Origin of the sequence: Pseudonocardia sp. DR1-2 (assembly GCF_023717215.1) — a bacterium.
In the GTDB taxonomy this organism is placed as follows: domain Bacteria; phylum Actinomycetota; class Actinomycetes; order Mycobacteriales; family Pseudonocardiaceae; genus Pseudonocardia; species Pseudonocardia alni.
The window spans coordinates 88,488-114,327 of sequence record NZ_JAMQOF010000003.1 but is presented as its reverse complement, the minus strand read 5'-3'; the positions used below and the strand labels follow the sequence as shown (position 1 = coordinate 114,327).

Here is a 25,840-nt window from a genome sequence, read left to right as displayed (position 1 = left end):
GCCCGTCGTGGCTGTCCGCCGGCTGCTGCACGGCACCGCGGCGGCTCCACAGGCGACGGCCAGTCTGTACACCCTGGCCGCGACCGCCCTGGTGGCCCGGGAGCTCGACGTGGTCGACTTCGGCCGGTTCGCCGTGGTCCAGCTCGTGCTGATGTTCGCGGTCGGCGTGCAGCGCGCCGGGCTGCTGGTACCGGTGATGATCCGGCCCGGTGCGGGGGAGCGCCCGCCGCAGGCCGGGGTCCGTACACGGGTCCTGCTGCAGTCGCTCGCCGCCGCGGCGGTCACCGCGGCGGTGGGCGTCGTCGTCGGCGGGGGAGCGCGCGACATCTGCCTCGCACTGGCCGTCGCCGTCGTGCCGGTCCTCTACTGGGACACCGTCCGAGCGCACCTGCAGGGCACCCGTGGCTACCCCGCGCTCACCCGCGGCGAGCTGACCTGCCTGGTCACCGGCGTGCTCTGGTTCGCGGCGGTTCCGCTGCTCGCCCGTGACGTCCTCGTGGTCGCGGCCGGGCTCGCCGTCGCGCCGGCCGTCGCCGCCCTCACCGTGCTCCCGCCGTGGTCGGCGCGCTGGCAGACCGGCCCCGACCGGCACGGGTCGCGTGCCGGACGCCACCTGCTGCTCGACTACCTCGTCTACACCGGACTGGACCAGGTCGTGCTGGTCGTGGCCGGGGCGTTCCTCACCGTCGTCGCGACCGGCGCCCTGCGGCTGGGACAGACCGCGCTCGGCCCGGTCACGGTACTGCTGCTCGCCTGCGAGACCACCGCCGTGCCCCGGCTGCGGGACCTGTCCGGCGGCCGGTCCCATCGGCTGCGGGTGGCGGCACCGGTCTTCACCGGAGTGGCCCTCGCCGCGCTCGCCTGCGGCGTCGCCCTCGCACTGCTCCCCGCGGACTGGGGGACGGCCCTGCTGGGACCTACCTGGACGGCCGCCGGGGGTGTCGTCGCGGCGCTCGCCGTGCGTCAGGCGGTGTCCGCGCTGGCGACGGTCCCGACCCTGGCCCTGCTCACCTCGGGCGCGACCCGCACGATCATCTGCTGCCGCGTCCTCACCGCCCCGCTCGTCGCGGGCGGGAGCTTGCTCGCCCTGGCCGGTGGCGACGTCGTCACCTTCGCCTGGTCCTTCGCCTGCCTGCACCTGGTCGCGTCCGGCGCGTTGTGGGTGGCGGCGCTGCGCCCCGGGGCGTCCCAGGAGGCACGGTGACCGCCGGACCGGCGCCCGACCGACGGGTCCGCGACGTGCTGCGTCCCTGGCTGCCGACCGTCCGCATCGCGGGGATCGACGTGGTCGACCTCGCGCGCCGCGACCTCGTCGACCGTGCCGTGGACGCCGTCAAGCGCCCGGCCCCGGCCCCGACCGTGATGTTCGCCCTGCACGTCGGCGGGCTGAACGAGACCGCGGACCCCGCGTTCGTGCGGGTCATGAATGCGGCCGACTTCGTCTACGCCGACGGCATGTCCGTCGTGCTGCTCGGCCGGTTGGCGGGCGCGCGGTGGATGGAACGCACGACCACGACCGACGTCGGGCCGGAGATCGTCGAGCGGCTCGCCTTCGAGCTCGGCCGCCCGCCCCGGGTCGCGATCGTCGGGGGCCCTCCCGGTCTCGCGGAACGCGCGGTCGCGGTGCTCTCCGGGCGGTACGGGGTGCTCGACGCCGGCACCTGCGACGGCTACCGCGACGACTTCACCGCACCGCTGGCCGCGATCGGTGAACGCGAGCCGGACCTGCTCGTGGTCGCGATGGGCATGCCGCGGGAGGCGGAGTGGGTCCGCCGCCACCGGGCGGGGATCACGGCCCCGCTGGTGCTCACCGCGGGCGGGCTGCTCGGGTTCCTGACCGGCGACGAGACCCGGGCGCCCCGGCTGGCCGGCCGTACCGGCCTGGAGTGGGTGTGGCGGCTCGCCCAGCGCCCGGCCCTCGCCTCGCGCTACGGCCACGGCGCGCTGACCGTCGCCCGGCTCGCACTGCGCGACCGCCGGACGACCGGGGGGCCACCGTGACGGCCGGCCCGGCCTTCCGGCCGGCAGGCCTGGTCCTCGCCTACGCCGTGCTGTGGACGGCCGGGCTCGCGGCCGCGTTCTGGGTGCTCGCCGTCGTCGTGCTGCTCCCGGCGCTGTTACGCGCCCGGCTCGGTGCGGCGTCCGGGGCGCTGCTGGTCGTCGCCGTCGCCCTGGTGCTGTCCTCGGCCGTCGGGACGGCCGCCGGATACGCCTCGGCGGACCGGTTCGTCGGGCTGGCCGCCAACGTCGCCGTCTGGGTCGCGCTCGCCGCGATGATCGCCGTGGTCGGGACGGCCCACCCCGACGATCTCCGACGGCTGGTACGCGCGGCTCTCGCGGTCGGTGTCCTGCACAGCGTCGTCGCAGTCCTCGCGGTGTGGCTGTATCCGACGCCGTCGCCGGTCCCGCTGCTCGGCGCGTACGCGGGCGCGCTACCGCCCGGGGTCGCCGCGTTCACCACGAACGACCTGGTGGTGCACGGCTGGCTCGACGGCAGCGTCCTGCGCGCCACCGGGATGATGGGCAACACCACGTGGTCCGGGGCGGTGTCCGCGCTGACCCTGCTGGTGCTGCTGCATCCGACCGCCCGCAGCTGGGCGCGGCTGCCGTGGCGGGTGCCCGCCGTCGTCGCCTGCGCGGTGTCGGTGTACCTGTCCTACAGCCGGGCCACCCAGATCGCGCTGGTCCTGGCCCTGCTGGGGACCGCGCTCCGGCACGTCTGGCGGGCCCACCGGGCGGGCCCCGCCGCGGTCGTCGCGGTGTGCGGCGCGCTCGTCGCGGGGGTGGTCGGGTTCGCGCCCGGCCTCGTCGACGCCGTCACCGAGGTCAACGCGGCCCGCGCCGGGTCCGCGGAGTCCCGCGGTGCCATCTACGCCGCGACCGTGGACCGGCTCGTCGGGCTCGGCGTCCCCGTCCTCGGGTTCGGGCTCAAGCCGCGCGACGACGGCCTCGTGGCGAGCGTCGCCACCCACAGCACGTACCTGGGCCTCGCCTTCCGCGCCGGCCTGCTCGGGCTGGTCGCGCTGCTGGTGTGCGGTGTCGCGCTGTGGCGCGCCTGCGCGGCCCGTTCCGCACTGCCCCGGGCGATCGTCGCGACCGTCGCGGTCTGGGCGGTCTTCGAGGACCTCGACGCCGGGCACCTCGTGCCGGTGTTCCTCGTCGTCGCCCTGGCCCTGGCCCGGCTCGACCCGCCCGCGGCACCCATCGACAAGGAGCACGACCATGCCCGTCACCTCCCGCATCGAGGGCCTCGTCCGCGCCTGGCGCGCCCGGACACGGCGCCTGGCCCGGCTCCGCGCGGTGCCGGAGAACGCCGACATCCGGCCCCGGACGGCGTTCGCGCTGGCCGCGCACCGGCTGGCCGGGCGGCTCCCGGTGCTGGGTCCGGTGCACCGGCGCCGGCACGCCGCGTCCTTCCGTGAGGACCTGCTGCTGCTCAACGACGTCCTCGCCGGGACCCGCTTCGGCGGGCACTACTGGGTGTGGGGCGGCATGCTGCTCGGGTGGGCCCGCGAGGGCGGGCTGATCGCCCACGACGTCGGTGACGCCGACTTCTGTTTCGACTCGAGTGCCGACGGCGACTTCGCCGCCGCCGTGCCCGCCCTGTGCGCCGCCGGGTTCCGGCCGTGGTTCAGCTACCGGGACTCCGACGGCGAGCTGCGGGAACGCGTCTTCGTCCGCCGCGGCTCGAAGTTCGAGTTCTTCCGGCTCACCGCCGCCGACGGCGTTCAGGAGTATCGGATGTTCGGCAGCGACGGCGTCGATCCGGTCGAGGTCGTCGGCCGGTTCCCGGCCCAGCGGTCGGAGGTCTTCTCCTTCCTCGGGCGCCACTGGAACAAGCCCACCGACCACGAGGCGCTCCTGGCGCGCCACTACGGCGACTGGCGGACACCCGTGACCGACTGGGACTACCTCACCCAGGACGGCACGGTGGTCACGACCCGGCCCTGGGTCACGGCGCCGGCAGGTAGAGGTTGAACCGGACCGCGGCGTTCGCGTAGCCGAGGCCCAGCTCGGCGCGGTGGACCTCGGCCCCGGGAAAGGCCGAGATCAGCCGCTCCGCGTCCATCGCCAGGTGGTCGTACACCGCGCGGTCGTAGGCGCGCTCGCGGGTGTCGGTGAGCCGGCTGTCCGGGATGTCCAGCACGGCCACTCCGATGCCCGCGTCGTGCATCCGCCGGATCAGGTCGACCGCGGTCTCCTCGGAGTCCATGTAGAGGAATCCGCCGACGGAGAACGCCTGGGTGAGCCCGTAGGGCTCGAACTCGAGGTCGTTGAGATCGGCCCAGTGGTACTCGACGTTCGGCAGGTCCCGGCGCTCCCGGGCGACGCGCAGCACGGTCTCCGAGTAGTCGAAGCCGTGTACCGCGCGTACGTGCGGGGCGAGCTGCGCGGCGATCCGGCCGGTGCCGCAGCCCAGGTCGCCGACGACGTCGTCCGGGCCGAGCCGCAGGTGCCGGCGGACCAGCTCCGCGGTGGCGGCGGTGAACAGCTCGTAGTCCCGTGCGGGCATCGTGGCCTCGTAGCCGTTCCAGTCGGCGCGGTCGTCGTCCCGGTCGTTCCATACCGAGCGCCACACGTCGCTGCGTGTCATCGGGACACCACCTCCTGGGAGACCGGGGCGAGCCGGCGCAGGCACCCGCACAGGCGCCGGTTCTCACCCGTGGAGCGGACCGCGAGTCGCCACAGCCGCCGGTCACCGGTGAACTTCGCCGAGACGTTCTTGACGAGGATCTCCTCGTCGACCAGCAACCGCTGCTCCAGCTCCGCCACGTCAGCGGCACCGGGGACGAGCTCCACCAGCAGGAAGTTCCCGCCGCTGGGGTGCACCGCCGCGACGACCGGCAGCGCCCGCAGCTCCTCCGCGAACAGGTCCCGGTCGAGCTTGGTGCGCTCGAACGACGCCGTCAGCTCCGACGGGTACTTCAGCAGCGACTCGACGTAGTGCTCGGCTACCGAGTTCATGTTCCACACCGGCAGGTCGTCGCGGATCCGGGCGGTCCATGACGGATCGGTGCTGTAGACGTAGCCGATGCGCAGGCCCGGTACGCCGAGGGACTTGCTGAGGCTCGTGAGCACGACCACGCCGTCGCGGGGATCGCGCTCCAGGATCGGCACCAGCGAGGGCTCGTCGGAGAAATCGATGAACGACTCGTCGACGACGACCGTCGTCCCGGTCCCGCGCAGCCGGTCCAGCACGGCGACGACATCGGCGGTGCGCGCCGTGGTGCCGGTGGGGTTGTTCGGGTTCACGACGACAAGCAGGTCGTGGTCGCGTGCGGCGGCCGCGACGGCGTCGGGGTCGAAGCGGCCGCGGTCCTCGTAGACGCTCGCGCCGGGAAAGGCACGCGGGTACTCACCGAACGTCGGGGACGGGAGCAGCACCCGCTTCCCGATGAAGGCCGCCCGCAGCGTCGGGAAGAACTGGGCCGCGCCGTTGAGCAGCACGACGTTCTCCGGGCGGCAGAGCAGGTGGTGGGCGAGCTTGCGGTCGAGCACGGTCTGTGCGGAACCGTAGTTCTCCATCAGCCGCGGCAGGTAGGCGCGCATCTGGGAGACCAGCGAGTCCGGCGGGAAGTGCATGTTGCGGATGAACGCGAAGTCGAGCACCTCGTGGTTCCAGTAGCCGCCCCAGGACGACTCCAGCTGCGTCCGGCGCCGCTCCGGGGCGAACAGGTACTCGGCGTTGCGCAGGTCGTTCGGGTCGTCGACCTCGGCCCAGGTCTCGCCGTCGAGCTGCTCGGCGTGGATCCGGGCCTGTCCCATGTAGACGAGCATCCCGAGGATCAGCTCGTAGTAGCACTGGTTGTCGAAGTTCTGCGTGTAGTAGCGCAGGAGCTTGCTGAACACGTCGCGGCAGAACTCCGCCGAGAACCGGTAGAGGTTCAGCGTCTTGAACTTGTCGGTGAAGTCGAACGCCGCGTCCTGCAGCGACGCGGGGATGACCTGGGTGACGACGTCCGACGTGGACACCGTCACGACGGTCCCGTCCAGCCCCATCCGGTACCGGTCGACGAGTGCGACGTTGGGCCGGTCGCACTCGATCAGCCGGCGCATGACGGCCGGCTCGAAGATCAGATCGGACTCCAGCAGGAGCAGGTCGTCGTCGATGTCGATCTGCTCGAAGGCGAGGGCGAGGGAGTAGATGTTGTTGGTCTCGTCGTAGCGGGTGTTGCGCACGAACGAGATGTCCAGGTGTGGGTAGCGGTCGAGCAGGTGCCGTTCGAGCTGCTCGTGCAGGTATCCGGTGACCACCGTGATCGTCATGACGCCGTTGTCGGCCAGGGACCCGACGAGCCGGTCGATGATCGTCCGGTCGCCGACCGTCAGAAGCGTCTTGTGCGTGTCCCGGGTGAGAGGGAGCATGCGGCGGCCGAGTCCGGCCGCCAGGATGATCGCGCGCACTACCAGGTCCTCCCGCCGCCCTGCCGGCCCGCGGGGGTGCCGGTCGTCGGGTGTGGACTCGCACGTGCCCGACCTGCCGTTACCCGTCGAGGGACCCACCTCCGGGTGGTCCCGCCGCTGCCGCGCAGCGTGATCGGGCGACACGGACAACGGTGACGACCATGACCGCACACCGCGCACCACTGTTGATCGGACTGCTGTCGGCCGGCCTGCTCGTCGCCGGATGCGGCGGCGCAACCGAGCCGGCGGCCCAGGCACCGGCAGCGCTGTCGTCGGCACCGACCACCGCGCCGCCGCAGCCCACCGAGGACGCCTCCCGTGCGGCCGGTCAGGTGGCCCGCTGCACCAGCAGCACCGTGCAGGCGTCGGTCGGCACCACACTCGGCGACAACCAGAAGGACACCACCATCGTCTGGCGCAACACCTCCGACGCGCCCTGCACGATGACCGGGTTCGGCGGCGTCGACCTGCGCGGTCCGGACGACCCGCAGTTCGGGCCGTCCTACTCGCTGCCCCGGGCGGGGGAGGATCCCACCGCGGTCGTCGTCAAGCCGGGTGGGACCGCGCACACCGTGATCACCTGGCTGCCCGGGGACAGCTGGACGCCGACCGACATCGTCGTGACCGCGCCGGACGAGGCGACGTCGACGACGCTGAAGTGGGACCAGGGCCCGGTGTCCCGTCAGGACGGCGCGACCCGCCCCGGCACCTACATCCACCCGGTGGCGCCCGGGTCGGTCTGAGCCGCCGACGGCCGGATCGCCGTCTCCGACAACGGGTCCGCACTCCCCGCGGGTAGCTGACCGTGAGATCGGCGGCGGTCGCGCACACTCTGCGTGACTGTCGTCGTTGCCCCCGCCACCCCCACGGGGGTACCCGATAACGGTCGATCAGCTCTGGCCGATGATGCCGGGCGTGGAGATTCACCAGACCCCGCTCCCCGGATCGGCTCTCATCGACCTGAAGCGACTCGAGGACGACCGCGGCTTCTTCGCCCGCGCCTTCTGCGAGCAGGAGTTCCGCGACGCCGGGCTGGACCCGACGATCACCCAGTGCAACCTCTCGTACAACCACGAGGCGGGCACCCTGCGCGGCTTCCACTACCAGCTGGAGCCCAACGCCGAGGTCAAGGTCATCCGCTGCGTCCGCGGCGCGATCTTCGACGTGATCGTCGACCTGCGCCCGGACTCCGACACCTACCTGCAGTGGTTCGGTGCCGAGCTGTCCCAGGACAACTACCGGGCGATGTACGTGCCGCGGAACTTCGCGCACGCCTACCTCACCCTCACCCCGGACGCGACGACGATCTACCAGGTCTCGACGCCCTACACCCCGGGCGCCGAGCGCGGCCTGCGCTGGAACGACCCGGCCCTGGACGTCGACTGGCCGCACGCGGTCGACCACGTCTCGGACAAGGACGCGAACTGGCCGCTGCTGGCCGACAACGCCGACTTCCCGTCGGTCACCGGAGCCCGCTGATGCTGATCCTCGACACCGCCCTCGCGAAGCGCGCCGCCGAGAACCGCCCGATCCGGGTCGGCCTGGTCGGCGCCGGGTTCATGGGCCGCGGCCTGGTCAACCAGATCGTGAACTCCACCCCCGGGATGGACGTCGTCGCGATCGCCAACCGCACCGTCGCCACCGCCGTGCGCGCCTACACCGAGGCCGGGCTGGAGCCGGTCGAGGTGTCGACGACCGCGCAGGTCGAGGCGATGGTCGCGAAGGGCGTCCCGGCCGTGCTCGGCGACGCGTTCGCGCTGCTCGCCGCGGAGAACATCGACGTGCTCGTCGACGTCACCGGCGCCGTCGAGTTCGGCGCCCGGGTCACCGTCGCCGCGATCGAGCGCGGGCTGCCCGTCGTCACGATGAACGCCGAGCTCGACGGCACCGTCGGCCCGCTGCTCGCGCACCGCGCCCGCGCCGCCGGGGTCGTCCTGACCGGTGCCGACGGCGACCAGCCCGGCGTCCAGGCCAACCTGCTGCGCTTCGTGCGCGGCATCGGGGTCACCCCGCTCGTCGCCGGCAACATCAAGGGACTGCAGGACGAGTACCGCACCCCCACCACGCAGCAGGCGTTCGCCGAGAAGTGGGGGCAGGACCCCTACATGGTCACCAGCTTCGCCGACGGCACCAAGGTGTCGTTCGAGCAGGCGATCGTGGCCAACGCGTTCGGCTTCACCGTCGGCAAGCGCGGCATGTACGGCCGCGACCACGCCGGGCACGTCGACGAGCTGACCGCGGCCTACGACGTCGACGAGCTGCGCGAGCTGGGCGGCGTCGTCGACTACGTGGTCGGCGCCAAGCCGGGCCCGGGCATCTACGTGCTCGGCACCCACGACGACCCGAAGCAGCGCCACTACCTGAACCTGTACAAGCTCGGCGAGGGCCCGCTGTACAGCTTCTACACCCCGTACCACCTGTGTCACTTCGAGGTCCCGAACACCATCGTGCGGGCCGTCGACTTCGCCGACGCCGCGCTGAGCCCACCCGCCGGGCAGCGGGTCGACGTCGTCGCCACCGCCAAGCAGGACCTGAAGGCAGGACACACGGTCGACGGGCTGGGCGGCTACGACACCTACGGCGTCGCGGAGTCCTCGCCGGTCACGCGCGCGGAGCGGCTGCTGCCGATGGGCGTGGCCGAGGGGTGCACGCTGGTGCGCGACGTCGCGAAGGACGCCGTGCTCACCTACGACGACGTCACCCTGCCCCCGGGCCGGCTCGTCGACGCGCTCCGCGAGGAGCAGGAGAAGCTGTTCGCCTGAGCGGCCCGCAGGCCGCGGCGCCGGGTCGGTAGGCGCCGCGGCTGCGGAGCACCGCGCCGACGGTCGTCCACAGGGTCAGCAGGCCCGGTACAGGGGTCCGGATCTCGACGTATCGCAGGTCGAGACGGACCGGCTCCTCGCAGGCCAGCGAGCTGCGTCCGCTGACCTGCCACAGGCCGGTCATGCCGGGCTCGACGAGCAGGGCGGGGAGAAGCCACGGACCGCTGGGGTCGGCGTCGTCGCCCGCTCGGTGCCCGGAGTGCACCGTTCGCTGCTCCTGCATTCGACAGGCGGACGCCTACCGTGAGCGACCGCTCCCTCACCGGCGCGCACGTTGCGCCGTTCGCCGTAATCCATGCGAAGGGTTGTCATCAGGAGTGACGATCGCGGCGTCTCATCAGAATTGAGTAACGCCGACGCCACCGGATGCGACAGGTGATCGAACGATCATCCTGCGTGAGGAGGCGACGGGTGCCGTTGCGCCGCTTCGACCGGACGTCCTGGCCCGAGCACGGCCCGCACCGCGACCTGCTCGATCTGCTCGACGACGTCCACGTGCACCACGGCTGCCCGTCGGAGCGTGTGGTCGCCCGCCGGCTGCGGACCTCGACCGCGCGGGTCCGCGACGTCGTCCGCGGCCGTGCCCTGCCCGGCGACGCCGTCGGGGTCCGGGACCTGGTCGCCGCGCTCGCCGCGCAGGGCCGGGTCGATCCGGCGACGGCGGCCCGGGCCGAGGCCCTCACGGTCGCGGCCCGCCGCGAGCGCGACGGCGCCGGACCCTGGCCCGCCGGGCGCCGGACGGGCCGACCGCTCTGGTCGCCTCCGGGCGTCGCTCCGGCGGCCGGTCCCGCGACGACGGGCGCTCGTCGGACCGCGGTCGCCGCGCTCCTGCTCGTGCTCACCGCGGCGGTCGCGACGGCCGTCGTGCTGTCGGGGCACCTGCCCTTCTGACCCCCCGGCCGGTCCGTCCCGTCATCAGAACTGGGGACCTCGGCGGAGTTCGCGATGGATCATCAGAATCGATGATCCGACACATCGCGTAACGACGAACTAGGCCGTTCGGCCCAGGGTCGTGCCGCCGAAAAGATCATTCATTGCGGGGTTTCCCCTGCTCACCGCACCTCTCGATCACGACACGGTCACGGCAGGTCCCGGGCGGTCGGCGCGGACGGCCCAGTCCGGCCGCCACGCGTCGTAACGGGGTGTCGGGACGCGTCGATGGACGCTCCACACGGGAACGATCACGCCTTCAGGGGGCCGGCCGGGACACGCGCCGAGCCCTCCCTCCGGCGTGCCCATCGCACGTTCCCGACCGAGATCTGGGAGGTACGCCGGTGACCGCGAGCGCCGCGTCCGGCACTCCGCAGAACCGGGCGCCCGCCGTGGGGGCCCGGTCGCTGCACGACTTCAGCCGCATCTCCGGCGAGGTCACCGAGCCGCCGCCGGCAGGCGAAAGGTACCGGGTGCGGTACCGCAACCTGCACGACGGTCAGGGCCGCCGCTGGGCGGGCACCCTGGCCATCATCGGCGCGAACGTCGCCTTCGAGGTGCTGTTCGTGGTCTGGCTGCTCCAGCCCTCCCACCATCCCGACGTCGACGAGCGCTGGTGGATCCAGGCCGCGAACGTTTTCGTCATCGGCTCCATCGCGCTGGTCGAGACGATGCGGCTGGTCAACGTGTTCTCGCTGTCGCTGGCCTCGGTGCTCGCCCGCGACCCGGTCCCGGTCCGGCCGGACCCGGCGCTGCGCGTCGCGTTCCTGACCACGATCGTCCCCGGCTCGGAGCCGATCGAGATGGTCCGCGCGACGCTGGAGGCCGCGCGGCGGATCCGGCACGAGGGCACCTTCGACGTCTGGCTGCTCGACGAGGGCGACGACCGCGAGGTCCGGCGGATGTGCGCCGAGATCGGTGTCCGGCACTTCTCCCGCAAGGGCGTCGCCGCCTACAACGAGCCGTCGGGCTTCTTCAAGGCGCGCACCAAGCACGGCAACTACAACGCCTGGGTGCACGCAGAGGGCCACCGCTACGACGTGTTCCTGTCCGTCGACCCCGACCACGTTCCGCTCGCGAACTACGCCGAGCGGATGCTCGGCTACTTCCGCGACCCCGACGTCGCGTTCGTCGTCGGGCCGCAGTGCTACGCCAACTGCGACAACTTCGTCACTACCGCCGCGGAGTCCCAGCAGTTCCCGTTCCACTCGCTGATCCAGCGGGCCGCGAACGCCTACGGCATTCCGATGCTCGTCGGCACCAACAACGCCGTGCGGATCGACGCGCTGCTCGCCGTCGGCGGGCTGCACGACTCGATCACCGAGGACATGGCGACCGGGCTGGCGCTGCACGCCCGGCGCAACCCGTGGACCGGGCAGCGCTGGCGCTCGGTGTACACACCGGACGTCGTCGCGGTGGGGGAGGGGCCGTCGTCCTGGACGGACTTCTTCTCCCAGCAGCTGCGCTGGTCGCGCGGCACCTTCGTGATCCTGCAGGGCATCTTCCTGAAGCGGCTGCGCCGGCTGTCCCCGCCGCGGGCGCTGCACTACCTGCTGATCACCGCGTTCTACCCGTCGATGGCGATCGGCTGGATCCTCGGCGCCGTCAACGCCTCGCTCTACCTGGCGTTCGGGGTGTCGGGCATCGTCGTCCCGCCCGCGCTGTGGCTCGCGCTCTACGTCGACGCGACCGCGTTCCAGCTGTGGGTCTACATCCGCAACCGCCGCTACAACGTCAGCCCCTACGAGCACGAGAACTCGACCGGGCTGACGGGGATGGCGATGTCGGTGCTCTCCGCGCCGATCTACGCGTCCTCGCTGGTCGCGACGGTGCTCCGGCGCCCGGCGACGTTCGTCGTCACCCCGAAGGCGGAGGCGGCGAGCCCGGACCGCGTCGTCACCTTCGCCCGGCACCTGCGCTGGTCGGGGTTCCTGGCGGCGGCGATCGCGGCGTCGTTCGCGTTCGGCTACGCCAACCTCGACGTCCTCATGTGGCCGGCGCTCGCGCTGGTCGTCTCCCTGGTCCCGATGGCGATCTGGCTGGGTGGCCTGCTGCGCACCCGTGGCCGGATCGCGTCCGCGGCCGAGCTCGTCGAGCTCGTGCCCGTGATCCCCGAACCCCGTGACGAGAAGATCGGAGCCGTGGCGTGAGGCGCCTGCTCTCCCGGGCGGCGCGCGCCGTCCTCGGCCGCCGCAGGCTGATCGCGATGATCGGCGTGCCCACCGTGCTGCTGGCGGTGAACGCCCCGCCCGCGCTCGCCTGGATCTCCGAGGTGCGCCACGAGGCGTGGCTGCACAGCGCCGAGTACACCGCCGCGAACGGCCGCTGGGACGTCGTCGAGCTGCCCGCGGACGTCCGGATCAACGCCATCCACGCCGCGATGCTGCCGACCGGCAAGGTCCTGCTCGTCGCCGGCTCGGGCAACGACCAGAAGCAGTTCGACGCCGGCACCTTCCGCACCCTGGTCTACGACCCGGCCACCGGCGACGCTACGGAGATCGACACCCCGTCGGACCTGTTCTGCGGCGGTCACACCTTCCTGCCCGACGGGAAGCTCCTCGTCGCCGGCGGCACCCAGCGCTACGAGGTCCTCGACGGCTTCGTCACCCGCGCCGCCGGCGCGATGCGGATCCGCAACGAGAACCCCGACCGCGAGCTGCACCTGGACGCCGGCACCGTGTTCCGCGACCCCGACGGACGCGACTACACCCTCACCAGCCCGGCCCACGTCATGGCCGCGACCAAGACCGGCGAGGGCGACGGGACCGTCGTCACCGCGAGCGAGACCATCGGCTTCGTCGAGTCCACCGAGGAGGGCGCCGCCGGGGTCACCGACCGGCCCGCCCAGTACGCGATCCCGTCGCTGGACCCCGCGGACGCCGCGAACGTCTACGGCATGGGCGACCGCATGACCCTGGACAAGCAGGACTTCCAGGGCATCGCCGACTCCTACGAGTTCGACCCGTTCGCCGAGAAGTACGTTCGCGTCGGGGACATGACCCAGAAGCGCTGGTACCCCACGCTCACCGGGCTGCCCGACGGCCAGGTGCTCGCGATCTCCGGTCTCGACGGCACCGGGCAGATCCTGCCCGGCCAGAACGAGGTCTACGACCCGGCGACGAAGCGCTGGACCGACCGGCCCGACCTGTTCCGCTACTTCCCGACCTACCCGGCGATCTTCCAGACCCGGCAGGAGGGACGGCTGTTCTACTCCGGCTCCAACGCCGGCTACGGCCCGGCCGACGCCGGACGCGTCCCCGGGTTCTGGAACCTGGCGGACAACTCGTTCGCCCCCGTCCCGGGGCTGCGCGAGCCGGAGCTGATGGAGACCTCCGGGTCGTCCTGGGCCGGGCCGGTGCAGGACCAGCGGATGGTCGTCGTCGGAGGCGGCGGGGTCGGGGAGTCCCCGGTGTCCTCGGCGCGGATCGACACCATCGACCTGCGCGCCCCGGCGCCCGCGTTCACCCCCGGCCCGGACCTGCGCACCCCCACCCGCTACCCGAGCGTCGTGCAGCTGCCCACCGACGACCTGCTGATCACCGGCGGCTCGGCGGACTACCGCGGCAAGGGCGCGAGCGACATCCTGCAGGCCAACCTGTACCACCCGGGCACGAACACGCTCTCCGCCGTCGCCGACCCCGCGGTCGGGCGCGACTACCACGCCGAGGCGCTGCTGCTGCCCAACGGCCAGGTGCTCACCGCGGGCGGGAACTCCCTGTTCAAGAACGTGGACAACACCAAGCCCGCCCCGTTCGAGCAGCGGCTGGAGATCTACACCCCGCCGTACCTGTTCCACGGCCCGCAGCCGGTGATCGCGGCGGCCCCGGAGGAGGCCGGCCTCGGCACCACCATGACCGTGACCAGCCCGGACGCGGCCCGGGTCACCCAGGCCCGGCTGATCCGGCCCAGCGCCGTCACCCACGCGACCGACGTGGACCAGCGCTCGGTGCGCCTCGACATCGCCCGCGGCCCGGACGGCTCGCTCCGCCTCGCCGTACCCGCCGAGCCGACCCTGGTGCCGCCCGGCTGGTACATGCTCTTCCTCGTCGACGACGCCGGGGTGCCGTCCGTGGCGTCATGGGTGCACCTCAGGTGACACACTCCAGCATCGTGCGCTCGCTGCTGGCAGTCTCCTCCGGTGCCCTGGCCGCCGCCCTGACGCTCGTCTCGTGCGGTGCGGGCGCGCCCACCGCGCCCGCACCGGGCGACCCGGCGTCCGCCCCGCCGAGCGCGACAGGGCTGTTCGTGGACCCGCGCAGCGCCGCGGCCGACCAGGTCGTCCGGTGGCGCGACGAGGGCCGCGACGCCGACGCCGACCAGATCGAGAAGATCGCCTCGCAGCCGTTCCCGCACTGGGTGAGCGGCGACGTCGCCGCGGCCCAGGCCGACACGAAGGACTACGTCGACCGGGCCACCGCGGCCGGTGCGCGCCCGCTGCTGGTCGCCTACAACATCCCGCACCGCGACTGCGGCAGCTTCTCCGGCGGTGGCGCCCCGGACGGCGGCTACTACCGGAACTGGGTCACCGAGATCGTCCGCGGGCTGGGCGGCACGACGGCCACGGTCGTCCTGGAGCCCGACGCGGTGCCGCACGAGCTGTCCGGCTGCGTCGACGGCGACCTGCGCGACGAGCGCTACCAGCTGCTGTCCGAGGCGGTCGCGGCGTTCAAGACCGCGGGTGCCCGGGTCTACGTCGACGCGGGCAACCCCGGCTTCATCAGCGACGTCGACGCACTCGCCGGCGCGCTGGAGCGCTCCGGGGTCCGGGCCGCCGACGGGTTCGCCCTCAACGTCGCGAACTTCTACCCCACCCCCGAGGTCGTCGCGTTCGGGCGGCAGCTCTCCGACCGCCTCGGCGGGGCGCACTTCGTCGTCGACACCAGCCGCAACGGCCAGGGGGTCGCCGACGAGGCGTCGCTGGGCGGGGTGCCCGCGTTCTGCAACCCGCCCGGTCGCGGGCTCGGGGCGGACCCGACCACCGAGACCGGCGACGACCGCGTCGACGCACTGCTGTGGGTCAAGCGCCCCGGCGAGTCCGACGGGGCCTGCCGTCCGGGGGAGCCGGCCGCCGGGCAGTGGTACCCCGAGTACGCCCTCGGGCTCGCGCAGCGCCAGGCCGGCTGACCCGCCCGGCGCGGCCGCTCAGTGCCGGCCGCGCCGGACCAGCTCCCGCGCCGTGCGCACGACGATCTGCGCGTCGAGCCAGAGCGACCAGTTCGCGATGTAGTAGTTGTCGTGCCGGACCCGGTCGGCGATCGAGGTGTCGCCGCGCAGCCCGGAGATCTGGGCGAGCCCGGTGAGCCCGACCGGGACGCGGTGGCGGGCGGTGTAGCGCTCGTGCTCGGCGGAGAAGCGTTCGACGAACGACGGCCGCTCCGGGCGCGGCCCGACCAGGCTCATGTCCCCGCGCAGGATGTTCCAGAGCTGGGGCAGCTCGTCGAGCGAGGTGCGGCGGATGAGCCTGCCGACCGGGCCGACCCGGGAGTCGCCCGCGATGGACCACCGGGTCTGCTGCTCGCGCTCGTCGGCCGGGCGCATGCTGCGGAACTTCAGGACGGTGAAGGGCCGGTTGTCCAGGCCGATGCGTTCCTGACGGAAGATGACCGGCCGCCCGCTCTCGACGAGCACGGCGAGGGCGACCGCGACCAGCAGCGGTGAGGCCAGCGCCAGGGCCAGCGCGGACACCACGACGTCGCCCAGGCGCTTGAGCCGCCAGGACAGCCGGTTCCTCGGGTCCGCGGGCAGCCGCAGCAGCGGGATGCTGCGCAGCCGTTCGACGCCGGAGTGGTCGTGCACCAGCTCCGAGAGCCACGGCAGCAGCAGGACGCCGAGCCCGTCGCGGCGGGCCTCGATCGCCGCGTCGAGGACGGCGGCGTCGTCGACGCCGTGGCAGGCGAACACGACGACGCGGACCCGGTGCCGGGCGGCGGCGTCCCGGATCCGCGCGGACAGCGCCGCCCGCTCGCGCGCCACCAGGAGGTCGAGGTCCTCGGACAGGACGTGGCCGAGTGGGCGCAGGCCGTACTCGGGGTGGGCGCGCATGGTCTCGTCGAGCTCCACCGCCCGCGATCCGGTGCCGACGATCAGCGTGGGCTCGCCGACGGCCCACCGGACCCGCAGCAGCCGGGCGGCGAACAGCACCGCGGCGCGCAGGGTCAGGGCGACGAGGGTGGCCAGCAACACGACCTCGACCGGCCCGGCGACGTCGATGCGGGTGTCCAGGTTCTGCTGCAGGGCCATCGCCCCGGCCAGCACGAGCCCCATCGTCACGACGAGGGCGGCCAGCTCGCGGGGCAGGTCGTCGAACCAGGACAGACGCAGCCGGGAGCGGTGCAGGCGCGCCGCCGAGCGCACCGCGAGCAGCAGCGCGGAGGTGGCGACGACGCCGTCGTGCCCGGTCGGCGCGACCACGACCGCGGCGGTCCCGACGGCGACGACGTCGGTCAGCACCAGCACCGTCCGGACGAGGCTGACCCGGGCGGCCAGCCTGCGCACCGGCGCGGGGGCGGAGGAGGTGTCGGCCCGGGCGGGTGGTCCGACCGGGCCGGGGCCCCGGCGCGTGACCGGCCGCCGGAGCGGGGGCCGGTGATGGGTACGGGGTGTGGCGCGTGCGGGGCGACGGGCCTGCGTCGGTCCGGCGCTCACGGCCGACCGGCCACGCGGATGGTGTACTGCGACAAGAAGATCCACATGATGCGCCGCCCGTTCGTGCGACGGAGCGTTGCGGTGGATGGTGCGAGCGATGTCACGACGAGTAACCACCAATCGCGAGGCGCGGGCCGGAACGGCGCACGGCGTTAACCCATTCAGCGGCATTGTCTGAGAACTCGCCGTACACGGGTCGAGGTCGTCGTGCACGCTACGTGCGTTACGGCAGCGAACGTGGGATCCGCATCACTCGTTTGCTCTGGTTGCGTTCTCAAGAATAAGAGCGCTGCGTGACGATAAGTGCCCCAACGGAAGTCGCGTCACTGCCGTCGATCGACCACGGAGAGTCAGGGTCCGGACAGGCCGTCGGTGGCGACAACGAGGCCCTCCGTCGCTGTCACCGCGGCGAGGACGGCGGCGCCGTACCGGGCTAGGACCTGAACTGATCCGCGACGGCCATGACGTACTCGCCGTAGCCCGAGCCCGCCTGCTGCGCCCCGAGGGCGTGGCAGGCGGCGGCGTCGATGAAGCCCATCCGCAGGGCGACCTCCTCGACGCAGGCGATACGGATGCCCTGGCGGTTCTCCAGGACGCGGACGTACTGGCCGGCCTCCATCAGCGACTCGTGGGTGCCGGTGTCGAGCCAGGCGAAGCCGCGTCCGAGGTCCTGCAGGCGGGCGCGGCCCTGTTCGAGGTAGGCGCGGTTGACGTCGGTGATCTCGAGCTCGCCGCGGGCCGAGGGGGTGATGCGCGCGGCGATGTCGACGACGCGGTCGTCGTAGAAGTAGAGACCGGTGATGGCGCGGTCCGAGCGGGGGTGCTCGGGCTTCTCCTCGATCGAGAGCAGGGTGCCGTCGGGGGCGGCCTCGCCGACGCCGTAGCGCCGCGGGTCGCGCACCGGGTAGCCGAACAGCACGCAGCCCGCGTCGCCGGAGGCGACCTCGGCGGCGCGGCGGCGCAGCAGGTCGCCGAACCCGGCGCCGTGGAAGATGTTGTCGCCCAGCACGAGCGCCGACGGCCCGCCGCGGACGTGGTCGGCGCCGATGACGAACGCCTCGGCCAGGCCGTTGGGGTGCTCCTGGGCGGCGTAGGTGATCTGCAGGCCGAGCCGGCCGCCGTCGCCGAGCAGGCGCTGGAACCCGGGCAGGTCGTGCGGGGTGGAGATGAGCAGGATCTCCCGGATCCCGGCCAGCATCAGCGTGGTCAGCGGGTGGTAGATCATCGGCTTGTCGTAGACCGGCAGCAGCTGCTTGGACACCGCCGCGGTCAGCGGGAACAGCCGGCTGCCGGTGCCACCGGCCAGGATGACGCCCTTCACCGGGCGGTCCCGAGGTGGGCGCCGAGCCCGTCGCGCCACGGCGGCATCGTCACCCCGGCGCGGGTCGCGCGGGACAGGTCGAGCACCGAGTTCGCCGGCCGGCGCGCCAGGTGCGGCCTGTCCGCGGCGTACTCGGCGGTCGACACCGGGCGGACGTCGCCGGGGTCGCGGCCGCAGCGGGCGAACACCTCCCGGGCCAGTCCGTGCCAGCTGACCGGCTCGCCGTCGCCGGTCACGTGGAAGGTGCCGTGCCGCCCGGACCCGGCCAGCACGAGCAGCGCCGCGGCCAGGTCGGGGGCGAACGTCGGCCGCCCCACCTGGTCGTCGACGACGGCGGGGGAGACCCCGTCGCGGGCCAGCCGCGCCATGGTGGCGACGAAGTTGCCGCCGTCGCCGACGACCCAGCTGGTCCGCACGATCACGTGCCGCTCCGGCAGCGCCGCCCGCACCGCCAGCTCCCCGGCTGCCTTCGACGCGCCGTACACCCCGAGCGGGGACGGCGGGGCGTCCTCGGGCACCGGGCCGGGCGCGCTGCCGTCGAAGACGTACTCGGTGGAGACGTGGACCAGCAGGCAACCCTGCTCGCGGGCCGCCGCGGCCAGGTGCGCGGGGCCCGCCGCGTTCGCCCGCCACGCCGCGCCCGGTTCGGTCTCCGCACGGTCGACGGCGGTGTAGGCGGCCGCGTTGACCAGCACGTCGACGCCGGTGAAGTCGTACGCGGCGACGGCGTCGGCGTCGCCGATGTCCAGCGCCGCACGGTCGAGTGCCACCGCGCCGGGCAGTGCGGCGACCAGCGCCCGCCCGAGCTGCCCGTTCGCCCCCAGCACGCACGCGCGCACGCGCCCACCTCCCGATCGTCGGGGCCGACTCTGACACGCTGGCGGGGCCGGACAGTGAGCGGGGAGGGCACGTGCGCATCGTGGTGACCGGCGGGGCCGGGTTCATCGGGTCCTGTTTCGTCCGGGAGGTGCTGGGCGGGGAGCACCCCGAGCTGGCCGGGGCCGGGGTGACCGTGCTCGACGCGTTCACCTACGCCGGCCGGACCGAGAACCTCGCGCCCGTCGCCGACGACCCGCGGCTGACGGTCGAGCGCGGCGACATCCGTGACCCCCGGCGCGTGGCCGAGGTGCTCGACGGCGGTGCCGACCTGCTCGTGCACTTCGCCGCCGAGACCCACGTGGACCGCTCCATCACCGGCGCCGCGGACTTCGTGACGACCAACGTCGTCGGCACCCAGGTCCTGCTGCAGGCCGCGCTGGACGCGGGCGTCGGCCGGTTCGTGCACGTCTCCACCGACGAGGTGTACGGCTCGATCGCGTCGGGCTCGTGGCCCGAGACCCACCCGCTGGAGCCGAACTCGCCCTACAGCGCGGCGAAGGCGGGCAGCGACCTGCTGGCACGCAGCTACCACCGCACCCACGACCTCGACGTGGTGGTCACGCGCTGCTCGAACAACTACGGGCCGTACCAGTTCCCGGAGAAGGTGGTCCCGCTGTTCACCACCCGGCTGCTCGACGGCGGCACCGTCCCGCTCTACGGCGACGGTCTCAACGTCCGTGACTGGCTGCACGTCTCCGACCACTGCCGCGGGATCGCCCTGGCAGCCACGGCGGGCCGCGCCGGGGAGGTCTACAACATCGGCGGCGGCACCGAGCTGACCAACCTGGACCTGACCCGCGCGCTGCTCGCCGCCGTCGGCGTGGGGGAGGACCGCATCGAGCGGGTCGCCGACCGCAAGGGGCACGACCGCCGCTACTCCGTGGACTGGTCGAAGATCCGCGACGAGCTCGGCTACGCCCCCCGGGTGCCCTTCGACGAGGGCCTGGCCGCCACCGTGGCCTGGTACCGCGACCACCGGAGCTGGTGGGCGTGAAGGCGACCCCGCTGTCGATCGAGGGCGCCTGGCTGTTCGAGCCGACCACCTTCGCCGACCACCGCGGCTCGTTCACCGCGCCCTTCCAGGGGCCGGCGTTCCGCGACGCGCTCGGGTTCGACCTGACCGTCGCCCAGACCAACCAGTCGGTGTCGGCGCGCGGGGTCGTGCGCGGCGTGCACTACGCCGACGTGCCGCCCGGCCAGGCCAAGTACCTGTACGTGGCCGCCGGCGCCGTCCGCGACGTCGTGGTGGACCTGCGGGTCGGGTCGCCGACGTTCGGGCGGGTCGAGGCGGTCGACCTCGACGCCGCCTCGATGCGGGCGGTCTACCTGTCCGAGGGGCTCGGGCACGCCTTCCAGGCGCTCGCCGACACCACCGTCGTCGGGTACCTGTGCTCGACGTCGTACACCCCGGCGGCCGAGCACGGGATCAGCCCGCTGGACCCGGCGCTCGCGCTGCCCTGGGCCGAGGGGGTCGAGCCGGTGCTGTCCGACAAGGACCGCGGCGCGCCGACCCTGGACGAGGCCCTCGCCGCGGGCGCCCTGCCGACCTGGGAGAGCTGCCGCGCCCGCCTGGCGGAGCTGCGCGGGTAGCGGCTCAGTTCCCGGCCCACCCGGACCGCACCGCGAAGTAGGCCCGGACGAACGGGTCCCGCGCCGCCCCCTGGGCGACGAGCGCCGCGCGGTGCTGCGCGACCCCGCGCGTCTGGGCGTCGATCTCCGGCGGCAGGACGTCACCGGCGAGGTCGGTGAGCCCCAGCAGCGCGAGCAGCAGGCCGTCGTGCCCGCCCGGCGCCGTCTCGGTGACCAGCAGCGACGCCAGCCGGGTGCGCAGCGCCCGGGCCGGCTCCGGGTCCTGCTCGGTGAGCAGCACCCGGCGGAACAGCCCGAACCGGCGGTACTCCTGCGCGGCGAGGATCCCGTCGGCGACCAGCTGCCCCACGGCCCCGCCCGCCGAGCCCGCGGGGGTCCGTGCGAGGTGCGCCGCGGTGGCGGCGACGGCGTGCGAGCCGGTGTCGGTGCCGTCCCGGGTCACCGCGGCCAGCGCCGCGGCCAGCGCGGGGTGGTCGGGCTCCCCGCCCGACGGCGTCACGGTGTCGCCGCCGTCGGGGCCGTCCCCGCCGTCGAGGTGCAGTGCGCCGGCGTCGACCAGGTCGCGCACCAGCGCGACGGGCAGGACCCGCCCGTCGAACCGGTCACCGATCCGGCCGGTCGAGCGGTCGAGCCCCAGCAACAGCAGTTCCTCGGCCAGCAGCAGGGTCCGCACGGCCGAGGACGTTAGTGCCGGCGCGACACCTCGGCGTCACCGGGACGCACACTGCCCGACGTCTGCGACAGCCCGTCCGGGGCGGCAGCTAACCTCCGGCCATGTCGGAGAACACCACCCCGCTGAAGCTGTCGGTCATCGGGTGCGGCTACCTCGGAGCCGTGCACGCGGCCTCGATGGCGGAGCTGGGCCACGAGGTCGTCGGTATCGAGGTCGACGTCGCGAAGGCGGAGTCGCTGGCCGCGGGCCGGGTCCCGTTCTTCGAGCCGGGCTTCGAGGAGCTGCTGCGCCGGTCGCTGGACTCGGGGCGGCTGTCGTTCTCCTCGGACATGGCCGACGCCCGGGGCGCCGCGGTGCACTTCGTGTGCGTCGGTACCCCGCAGCGGCGCGGCGAGTACGCCGCGGACCTGACCTACGTCGAGGCGGCGACGGCGTCGCTGATCGAGGTGCTGGGGCCCGGCGAGCTGGTCGTCGGCAAGTCCACGGTGCCGGTGGGCACGGCCGCCCGGCTGGCCGAGCAGGTCGCGGCCCGGGTGCCGGACGCGGCGCTGGCGTGGAACCCGGAGTTCCTGCGCGAGGGCTTCGCGGTGGCCGACACCCTGCACCCGGACCGGCTCGTCTACGGCGTCCCGTCGCTGTCCGGCGCGGACACCGCGGTGGACGCGGAGAAGGTCCTGGACACCGTCTACGCGCGGATCGTCGCCGACGGCACGCCGAAGGTCGTCACCGACTACGCCACCGCGGAGATGGTCAAGACCGCCGCGAACTCCTTCCTCGCCACCAAGATCTCCTTCATCAACGCGATGGCCGAGCTGTGCGAGGCCACCGGCGCCGACGTGAAGCAGCTCGCCGACGCGATCGGCCACGACGACCGGATCGGCCGGAAGTTCCTCAACGCCGGGCTCGGCTTCGGCGGGGGCTGCCTGCCCAAGGACATCCGGGCGTTCATGGCCCGCGCCGGCGAGCTGGGCGCCGACCAGGCGCTGACCTTCCTGCGCGAGGTCGACAACATCAACATGCGGCGCCGGATCCGGATGGTGGAGCTCGCCCGCCAGGTGTGCGACGACTCCCTGCTCGGCAAGCGGATCGCCGTGCTGGGCGCGGCGTTCAAGCCCGACTCCGACGACATCCGCGACTCCCCGGCGCTGAACGTGGCCGCGCAGCTGCAGCTGCAGGGCGCGAACGTCCGGGTGACCGACCCGCAGGCGCTGCCCAACGTGCGGCGGCACTGGTCGCAGCTGGACTGCGTCGACACCCCGGAGGAGGCCGCCGAGGGCGCCGACGCCGTCCTGCTGCTGACCGAGTGGAAGCAGTACCGGGAGCTCGACCCGGGCTCGTTCGGGAAGGTCGTGCGGACCCGCCGCGTGCTCGACGGCCGCAACGCCCTGGACCGCGAGGCGTGGGAGTCCGCGGGCTGGACCTACCGCGCGCTGGGCAGGCGCAACGTCTGAGGCCGGCCCGGTCGGTGATCACGCCGCCGCTGCGGTAGAACGCAGGCGTGACCTCGCACCCCGTCCTCGCCGGCTCGGACCGCGCGGCGTTCGGCTCGCTGCAGCGCGCCTCCACGCCCCGCGCCGAGCGCTACCGCATCGGCAAGGGGCTGCGGAAGGTCGCTCCCCGGTCCGGGCTCGCCGAGTGGTCCGCGCAGCTGCGCCGGGCCGACCCGGTCGACGTCGTCGAGGCGCAGAACGCCGGGCGCGTGCACGAGCTCGTCCCGCTGCGGATCCAGCGGATGACCGCATCGCCGCACGCGTTCCTGCGCGGCGCCGCCGCCCTGCACGCCGCGGACTTCGCGGTCCTGCCCGAGACCGGCGTGCACCCCGTCATCTGCGGCGACGCCCACCTGGGCAACTTCGGCTTCTACGCCTCGCCCGAGCGCGACCTGGTCTTCGACCTCAACGACTTCGACGAGGCCCACCCCGGCGCCTGGGAGTGGGACCTGCGACGCCTGGTGTCCTCCACCTGGGTGGCTGGCCGGGACTCCGGCGCGACCGAGGAGCAGTGCGGCGAGGCCGTAGCCCGCTGCGTGACCTCCTACGCCGAGCACCTGCGCCACCTCGCCGACGAGCCGCTGCTCGCCCGCTCGTTCGACATCATGGACATCGACACCCTGCGCTCGGACGCCGACCACAAGACCTCGCGCCGGGTCATCGACAAGGCCGCCGAACGGGCGCGCCGGCGCACCAGCGACCGCGCCCTGCCCCGGTTCGTGACCGAGGAGGGCGGGGCGCGGCGGATCGTCACCGAGCCGCCGCTGATCACCCACCCCGACGACGAGCACACCGCGCGCATCCTGGCCGCCCTCGACGAGTACCTCGCGACGCTGCCGCCGCACTGGAGCCGGATCCTCGGCGGGTACCACGCCGTCGATGTCGCCCACAAGGTCGTCGGGGTCGGCTCGGTCGGGCTGCGCGCCTACCTCGTGCTCTGCGAGGGCTCCAGCCCCGACGACGTGCTGTTCCTGCAGCTCAAGCAGGCGCGCCGGTCGGTCGTCGCGCCGTTCGTGCACGGCGGCGAGGCCTGGCACGCCCACCAGGGCCAGCGGGTCGTGGAGTACCAGCAGGCCCTGCAGACCGTCTCCGACCCGCTCCTGGGCTGGACGACGATCAACGGCCGCCAGTACTACGTCCGCCAGTTCCGTGACATGAAGGGCGCGATCGTCCCGGACACCCTCGACGCCCCCGCGCTGGCCGACTACGCCGACGTCTGCGGCAGGCTGCTCGCCAAGGGGCACGCCCGCACCTCGGGGGCGTCGATGATCGCCGGCTACCTGGGGAAGGGCGGGAAGGTGGCCGCGGCGCTCGCGACGTTCGCCAGGGCCTACGCCGACCAGACCGAAGCCGATCATGACGCGCTGGTCCGCGCGGTGCGGTCCGGGCGGCTGTCGGATCGGACACCTGAGCAGGTGCCGGGCACGGCGATCGGCTAGGTTCTGGCCCCGTGACCGTCGTCGAAACCCTGCTGGTCTTCGTGGTCGCGCCGGCTGTCCTGTACTTCGCGATCTGGGGCTGGATCGCGGTGCGGAACCGGAGCAACCGCCCCCGCTACAACGCGGGTGACCCCTGGCCGTACGAGCCGCTGTTCTGGATCGCCGAGCCGTCCGCCGCGGGGCACCACGCCGCGCACGCCGGACACGGCGACACCGCCCCGTCCGAGGGCGGCGACACCCGAGGAGGTACCGGTGGCAAGTGGTGACCTCGCCGTCTTCACCGGCAACGAGGAGGACCTGCCCGAGGGGTCGGTCGTCACGAACTCCGGTCGCCTGTCGGTGGCCGAGAACTTCGTCGAGCCGTCCGCGGCCGCGCACCCGTTCACCCCGGTGCAGCTGACCCGCCTGGACGAGGCCCTGTACCTGGCCAGCCGCGAGACCGGCCTGCGGTTCGCGCTGTACCTGGGCGACCTGGGTGCTGACGCGCGGGCCACCGCGGTCGACCTGCACGGACGCGTCGACGACCACGAGGACGCGGTGCTCGTCGCCGTGAGCCCCGAGCAGCGGCTGCTGGAGATCGTGACCGGCGCCGACGCGAAGGTCCGGCTCCCGGACCGCGGCGCCAAGCTCGCTCTCATGAGCATGGTCGCCTCCTTCAAGGAGGGCGATCTGTTCGGTGGAATCCTGTCCGGACTGAGGATGCTGGCGGACCAGGCCGGCAGCCGTCCCTGAGCTGGGGATTCCCGTCCGGTGGACACCACGGGCGGACACCCGGGCGCGTCCGTGGACAGCGCCGCGCCCGCGTGTCCGTCACACGGGGGCGACCGCGATCGGCGCAACGGCTCTAAGGTGTCCCCCATGGTGCGCAGCGGGAGGACCGAGCGGTGACCGGCCCCACCGGTAGCCCGATCCTGATCGTCGACGACCACGAGCTGGTCGGGTCCGCCCTCGCCCTCAACCTGCGCGCCGAGGGCGAGGACGCGACCTTCCAGCCGGTCCGCTCCGCCGCGGCGGTGCTGGAGCACGCCCGGCGCGTCACACCCGGGCTCATCGTGCTCGACCTCGACCTGGGGCGTGACCCGGAGGGCAACCGCATCGACGGGGTGCGGCTCGTCGGCCCGCTCTGCGAGGCGGGCTGGCGGGTGGTGGTGCTGTCCGGCAGCTCCGACGCCGGCCGGGTCGGCGCCGCCCTGGACGCGGGCGGGTTCGTGTTCGTCCCCAAGAACGCGCCGTTCCCGGCGCTGCTCAGCGCCATCCGTGAGGCCCACGCCGGGCGCTCGATCATGCCGCCGGGCCGCCGCGAGCAGTTCATCCGGCTGCACCGCGACCGGGAGCACGAGCGCCGCGACCTGCACGAGAAGCTGGGCAGGCTGACCCAGCGCGAGCGCGAGGTCCTCGCCCTGCTGGCGGGCGGCAAGCGCGCACAGTCGGTGGCCGACCACTTCGTCGTCTCCCTGGCGACGGTCCGGACGCAGATCCGCGCGGTGCTGACCAAGCTGGAGGTCGGTTCCCAGCTGGAGGCCGTCGCCCTCTACCGCAAGGCCGCGGGTATCTGACCCGTTCGGCCCACAACACGGCCACCGAACGTCACCGAGAATGACGAGTCCTATTATCGCTTTCTCATCAGTCCGGCGACTTCTTCGAGC

At 73.4% G+C, this 25,840-nt stretch carries 23 protein-coding genes and 1 pseudogene; 17 read left to right on the top strand and 7 right to left on the bottom strand.

Annotated elements, in window-relative coordinates; translation table 11 throughout:
* The first annotated feature begins 7 nt into the window (after positions 1–7).
* Genes ND486_RS09510 through ND486_RS09500 form a run of 3 tightly spaced genes read left to right on the top strand, consistent with a single transcriptional unit; the run spans position 8 to position 3,422 of the window.
* Positions 8–1,204: a hypothetical protein gene (locus tag ND486_RS09510; RefSeq protein WP_251783910.1), complete on the top strand. Its 1,197-nt coding sequence runs from the start codon at positions 8–10 to the stop codon at positions 1,202–1,204.
* Positions 1,201–2,001, top strand: coding sequence for a WecB/TagA/CpsF family glycosyltransferase (locus ND486_RS09505; RefSeq protein ID WP_251783909.1), 801 nt, complete (start codon positions 1,201–1,203; stop codon positions 1,999–2,001). Before ND486_RS09510 ends, ND486_RS09505 begins: the two co-directional genes overlap by 4 nt.
* A complete protein-coding gene (locus ND486_RS09500) occupies positions 1,998–3,422 on the top strand; it encodes an O-antigen ligase family protein (protein WP_251783907.1) in 1,425 nt (474 codons plus the stop codon). The genes ND486_RS09505 and ND486_RS09500 overlap by 4 nt, the downstream gene beginning before the upstream one ends.
* Before the next feature lie 530 nt (positions 3,423–3,952).
* Here the strand turns inward: ND486_RS09500 and ND486_RS09495 are convergent.
* Positions 3,953–4,594 carry a class I SAM-dependent methyltransferase gene (locus ND486_RS09495; RefSeq protein WP_251783906.1) on the bottom strand — a complete coding sequence of 214 codons (642 nt, stop codon included), beginning with the start codon at positions 4,592–4,594 and terminating at the stop codon, positions 3,953–3,955.
* Positions 4,591–6,405, bottom strand: coding sequence for an aminotransferase class I/II-fold pyridoxal phosphate-dependent enzyme (locus ND486_RS09490; RefSeq protein ID WP_251783905.1), 1,815 nt, complete (start codon positions 6,403–6,405; stop codon positions 4,591–4,593). Before ND486_RS09490 ends, ND486_RS09495 begins: the two co-directional genes overlap by 4 nt.
* Positions 6,406–6,566: 161 nt before the next feature.
* Here ND486_RS09490 and ND486_RS09485 point away from each other — a divergent pair, with 161 nt between their 5' ends.
* From ND486_RS09485 to ND486_RS09475, 3 genes are all read left to right on the top strand, one after another.
* Positions 6,567–7,148 (top strand): DUF4232 domain-containing protein, encoded by a 582-nt coding sequence (locus ND486_RS09485; RefSeq protein WP_251783903.1) that lies wholly within the window; start codon positions 6,567–6,569, stop codon positions 7,146–7,148.
* Between the two features lie 172 nt (positions 7,149–7,320).
* Positions 7,321–7,884 (top strand): dTDP-4-dehydrorhamnose 3,5-epimerase, encoded by a 564-nt coding sequence (gene rfbC / locus ND486_RS09480; RefSeq protein ID WP_251783901.1) that lies wholly within the window; start codon positions 7,321–7,323, stop codon positions 7,882–7,884.
* A complete protein-coding gene (locus tag ND486_RS09475) occupies positions 7,884–9,167 on the top strand; it encodes an NAD(P)H-dependent oxidoreductase (protein ID WP_224401652.1) in 1,284 nt (427 codons plus the stop codon). Before rfbC ends, ND486_RS09475 begins: the two co-directional genes overlap by 1 nt.
* Before the next feature lie 28 nt (positions 9,168–9,195).
* On the opposite strand, the pseudogene ND486_RS09470 reads toward ND486_RS09475, so the two are convergent.
* Positions 9,196–9,369, bottom strand: a pseudogene (locus ND486_RS09470) (sugar transferase); the annotation flags it as partial.
* A 269-nt stretch (positions 9,370–9,638) separates the two neighbouring features.
* Between ND486_RS09470 and ND486_RS09465 the strand changes: the two are divergent.
* The 4 genes from ND486_RS09465 to ND486_RS09450 all read left to right on the top strand — a co-directional run bounded on the left by ND486_RS09465 (position 9,639) and on the right by ND486_RS09450 (position 15,281).
* The gene (locus tag ND486_RS09465; RefSeq protein WP_251783899.1) at positions 9,639–10,118 is read left to right on the top strand and encodes a hypothetical protein; all 480 of its coding nucleotides are present in this window, start codon (positions 9,639–9,641) and stop codon (positions 10,116–10,118) included.
* 383 nt (positions 10,119–10,501) lie between these two features.
* Positions 10,502–12,307, top strand: a complete 1,806-nt coding sequence (locus ND486_RS09460; protein ID WP_251783898.1) for a glycosyltransferase family 2 protein — start codon at positions 10,502–10,504, stop codon at positions 12,305–12,307.
* Entirely contained in the window at positions 12,304–14,253 is a 1,950-nt protein-coding gene (locus ND486_RS09455; RefSeq protein WP_251783897.1) for a kelch motif-containing protein, read from the top strand. The genes ND486_RS09460 and ND486_RS09455 overlap by 4 nt, the downstream gene beginning before the upstream one ends.
* Positions 14,250–15,281, top strand: coding sequence for a glycoside hydrolase family 6 protein (locus tag ND486_RS09450; protein ID WP_224401655.1), 1,032 nt, complete (start codon positions 14,250–14,252; stop codon positions 15,279–15,281). The genes ND486_RS09455 and ND486_RS09450 overlap by 4 nt, the downstream gene beginning before the upstream one ends.
* Positions 15,282–15,299: 18 nt before the next feature.
* Here ND486_RS09450 and ND486_RS09445 read toward each other — a convergent pair whose 3' ends face one another.
* The 3 genes from ND486_RS09445 to rfbD form a co-directional block, all read right to left on the bottom strand.
* Positions 15,300–16,652 carry an exopolysaccharide biosynthesis polyprenyl glycosylphosphotransferase gene (locus tag ND486_RS09445; protein WP_251783895.1) on the bottom strand — a complete coding sequence of 451 codons (1,353 nt, stop codon included), beginning with the start codon at positions 16,650–16,652 and terminating at the stop codon, positions 15,300–15,302.
* A gap of 583 nt (positions 16,653–17,235) precedes the next feature.
* A complete protein-coding gene (gene rfbA, locus ND486_RS09440) occupies positions 17,236–18,123 on the bottom strand; it encodes a glucose-1-phosphate thymidylyltransferase RfbA (protein WP_208819772.1) in 888 nt (295 codons plus the stop codon).
* Positions 18,120–18,962: a dTDP-4-dehydrorhamnose reductase gene (rfbD, locus tag ND486_RS09435; protein ID WP_251783890.1), complete on the bottom strand. Its 843-nt coding sequence runs from the start codon at positions 18,960–18,962 to the stop codon at positions 18,120–18,122. The genes rfbA and rfbD overlap by 4 nt, the downstream gene beginning before the upstream one ends.
* Before the next feature lie 71 nt (positions 18,963–19,033).
* On the opposite strand from rfbD, the gene rfbB reads away from it, so the two are divergent.
* Together rfbB and ND486_RS09425 are read left to right on the top strand one after the other, a co-directional pair.
* Positions 19,034–19,996: a dTDP-glucose 4,6-dehydratase gene (gene rfbB / locus ND486_RS09430; RefSeq protein WP_251783887.1), complete on the top strand. Its 963-nt coding sequence runs from the start codon at positions 19,034–19,036 to the stop codon at positions 19,994–19,996.
* Complete coding sequence (locus tag ND486_RS09425) at positions 19,993–20,592, top strand: dTDP-4-dehydrorhamnose 3,5-epimerase (RefSeq protein ID WP_251783884.1); 600 nt, start codon at positions 19,993–19,995, stop codon at positions 20,590–20,592. Before rfbB ends, ND486_RS09425 begins: the two co-directional genes overlap by 4 nt.
* Before the next feature lie 4 nt (positions 20,593–20,596).
* Here the strand turns inward: ND486_RS09425 and ND486_RS09420 are convergent, their stop codons facing one another.
* Entirely contained in the window at positions 20,597–21,265 is a 669-nt protein-coding gene (locus ND486_RS09420) for a GPP34 family phosphoprotein (RefSeq protein WP_208819780.1), read from the bottom strand.
* Between the two features lie 101 nt (positions 21,266–21,366).
* Here ND486_RS09420 and ND486_RS09415 point away from each other — a divergent pair, with 101 nt between their 5' ends.
* From ND486_RS09415 to ND486_RS09395, 5 genes are all read left to right on the top strand, one after another.
* On the top strand, positions 21,367–22,716 hold the full coding sequence (locus ND486_RS09415) for a UDP-glucose/GDP-mannose dehydrogenase family protein (RefSeq protein WP_208819782.1): 1,350 nt from the start codon (positions 21,367–21,369) through the stop codon (positions 22,714–22,716).
* A gap of 47 nt (positions 22,717–22,763) precedes the next feature.
* Entirely contained in the window at positions 22,764–24,194 is a 1,431-nt protein-coding gene (locus ND486_RS09410; protein WP_251783882.1) for a DUF2252 domain-containing protein, read from the top strand.
* Positions 24,195–24,205: 11 nt separating this feature from the next.
* The gene (locus tag ND486_RS09405) at positions 24,206–24,460 is read left to right on the top strand and encodes a hypothetical protein (RefSeq protein ID WP_062397046.1); all 255 of its coding nucleotides are present in this window, start codon (positions 24,206–24,208) and stop codon (positions 24,458–24,460) included.
* The gene (locus tag ND486_RS09400; RefSeq protein WP_208819790.1) at positions 24,447–24,926 is read left to right on the top strand and encodes a DUF5130 family protein; all 480 of its coding nucleotides are present in this window, start codon (positions 24,447–24,449) and stop codon (positions 24,924–24,926) included. Before ND486_RS09405 ends, ND486_RS09400 begins: the two co-directional genes overlap by 14 nt.
* A gap of 152 nt (positions 24,927–25,078) precedes the next feature.
* Complete coding sequence (locus ND486_RS09395; protein ID WP_073575555.1) at positions 25,079–25,750, top strand: response regulator transcription factor; 672 nt, start codon at positions 25,079–25,081, stop codon at positions 25,748–25,750.
* Positions 25,751–25,840 lie beyond the last annotated feature (90 nt).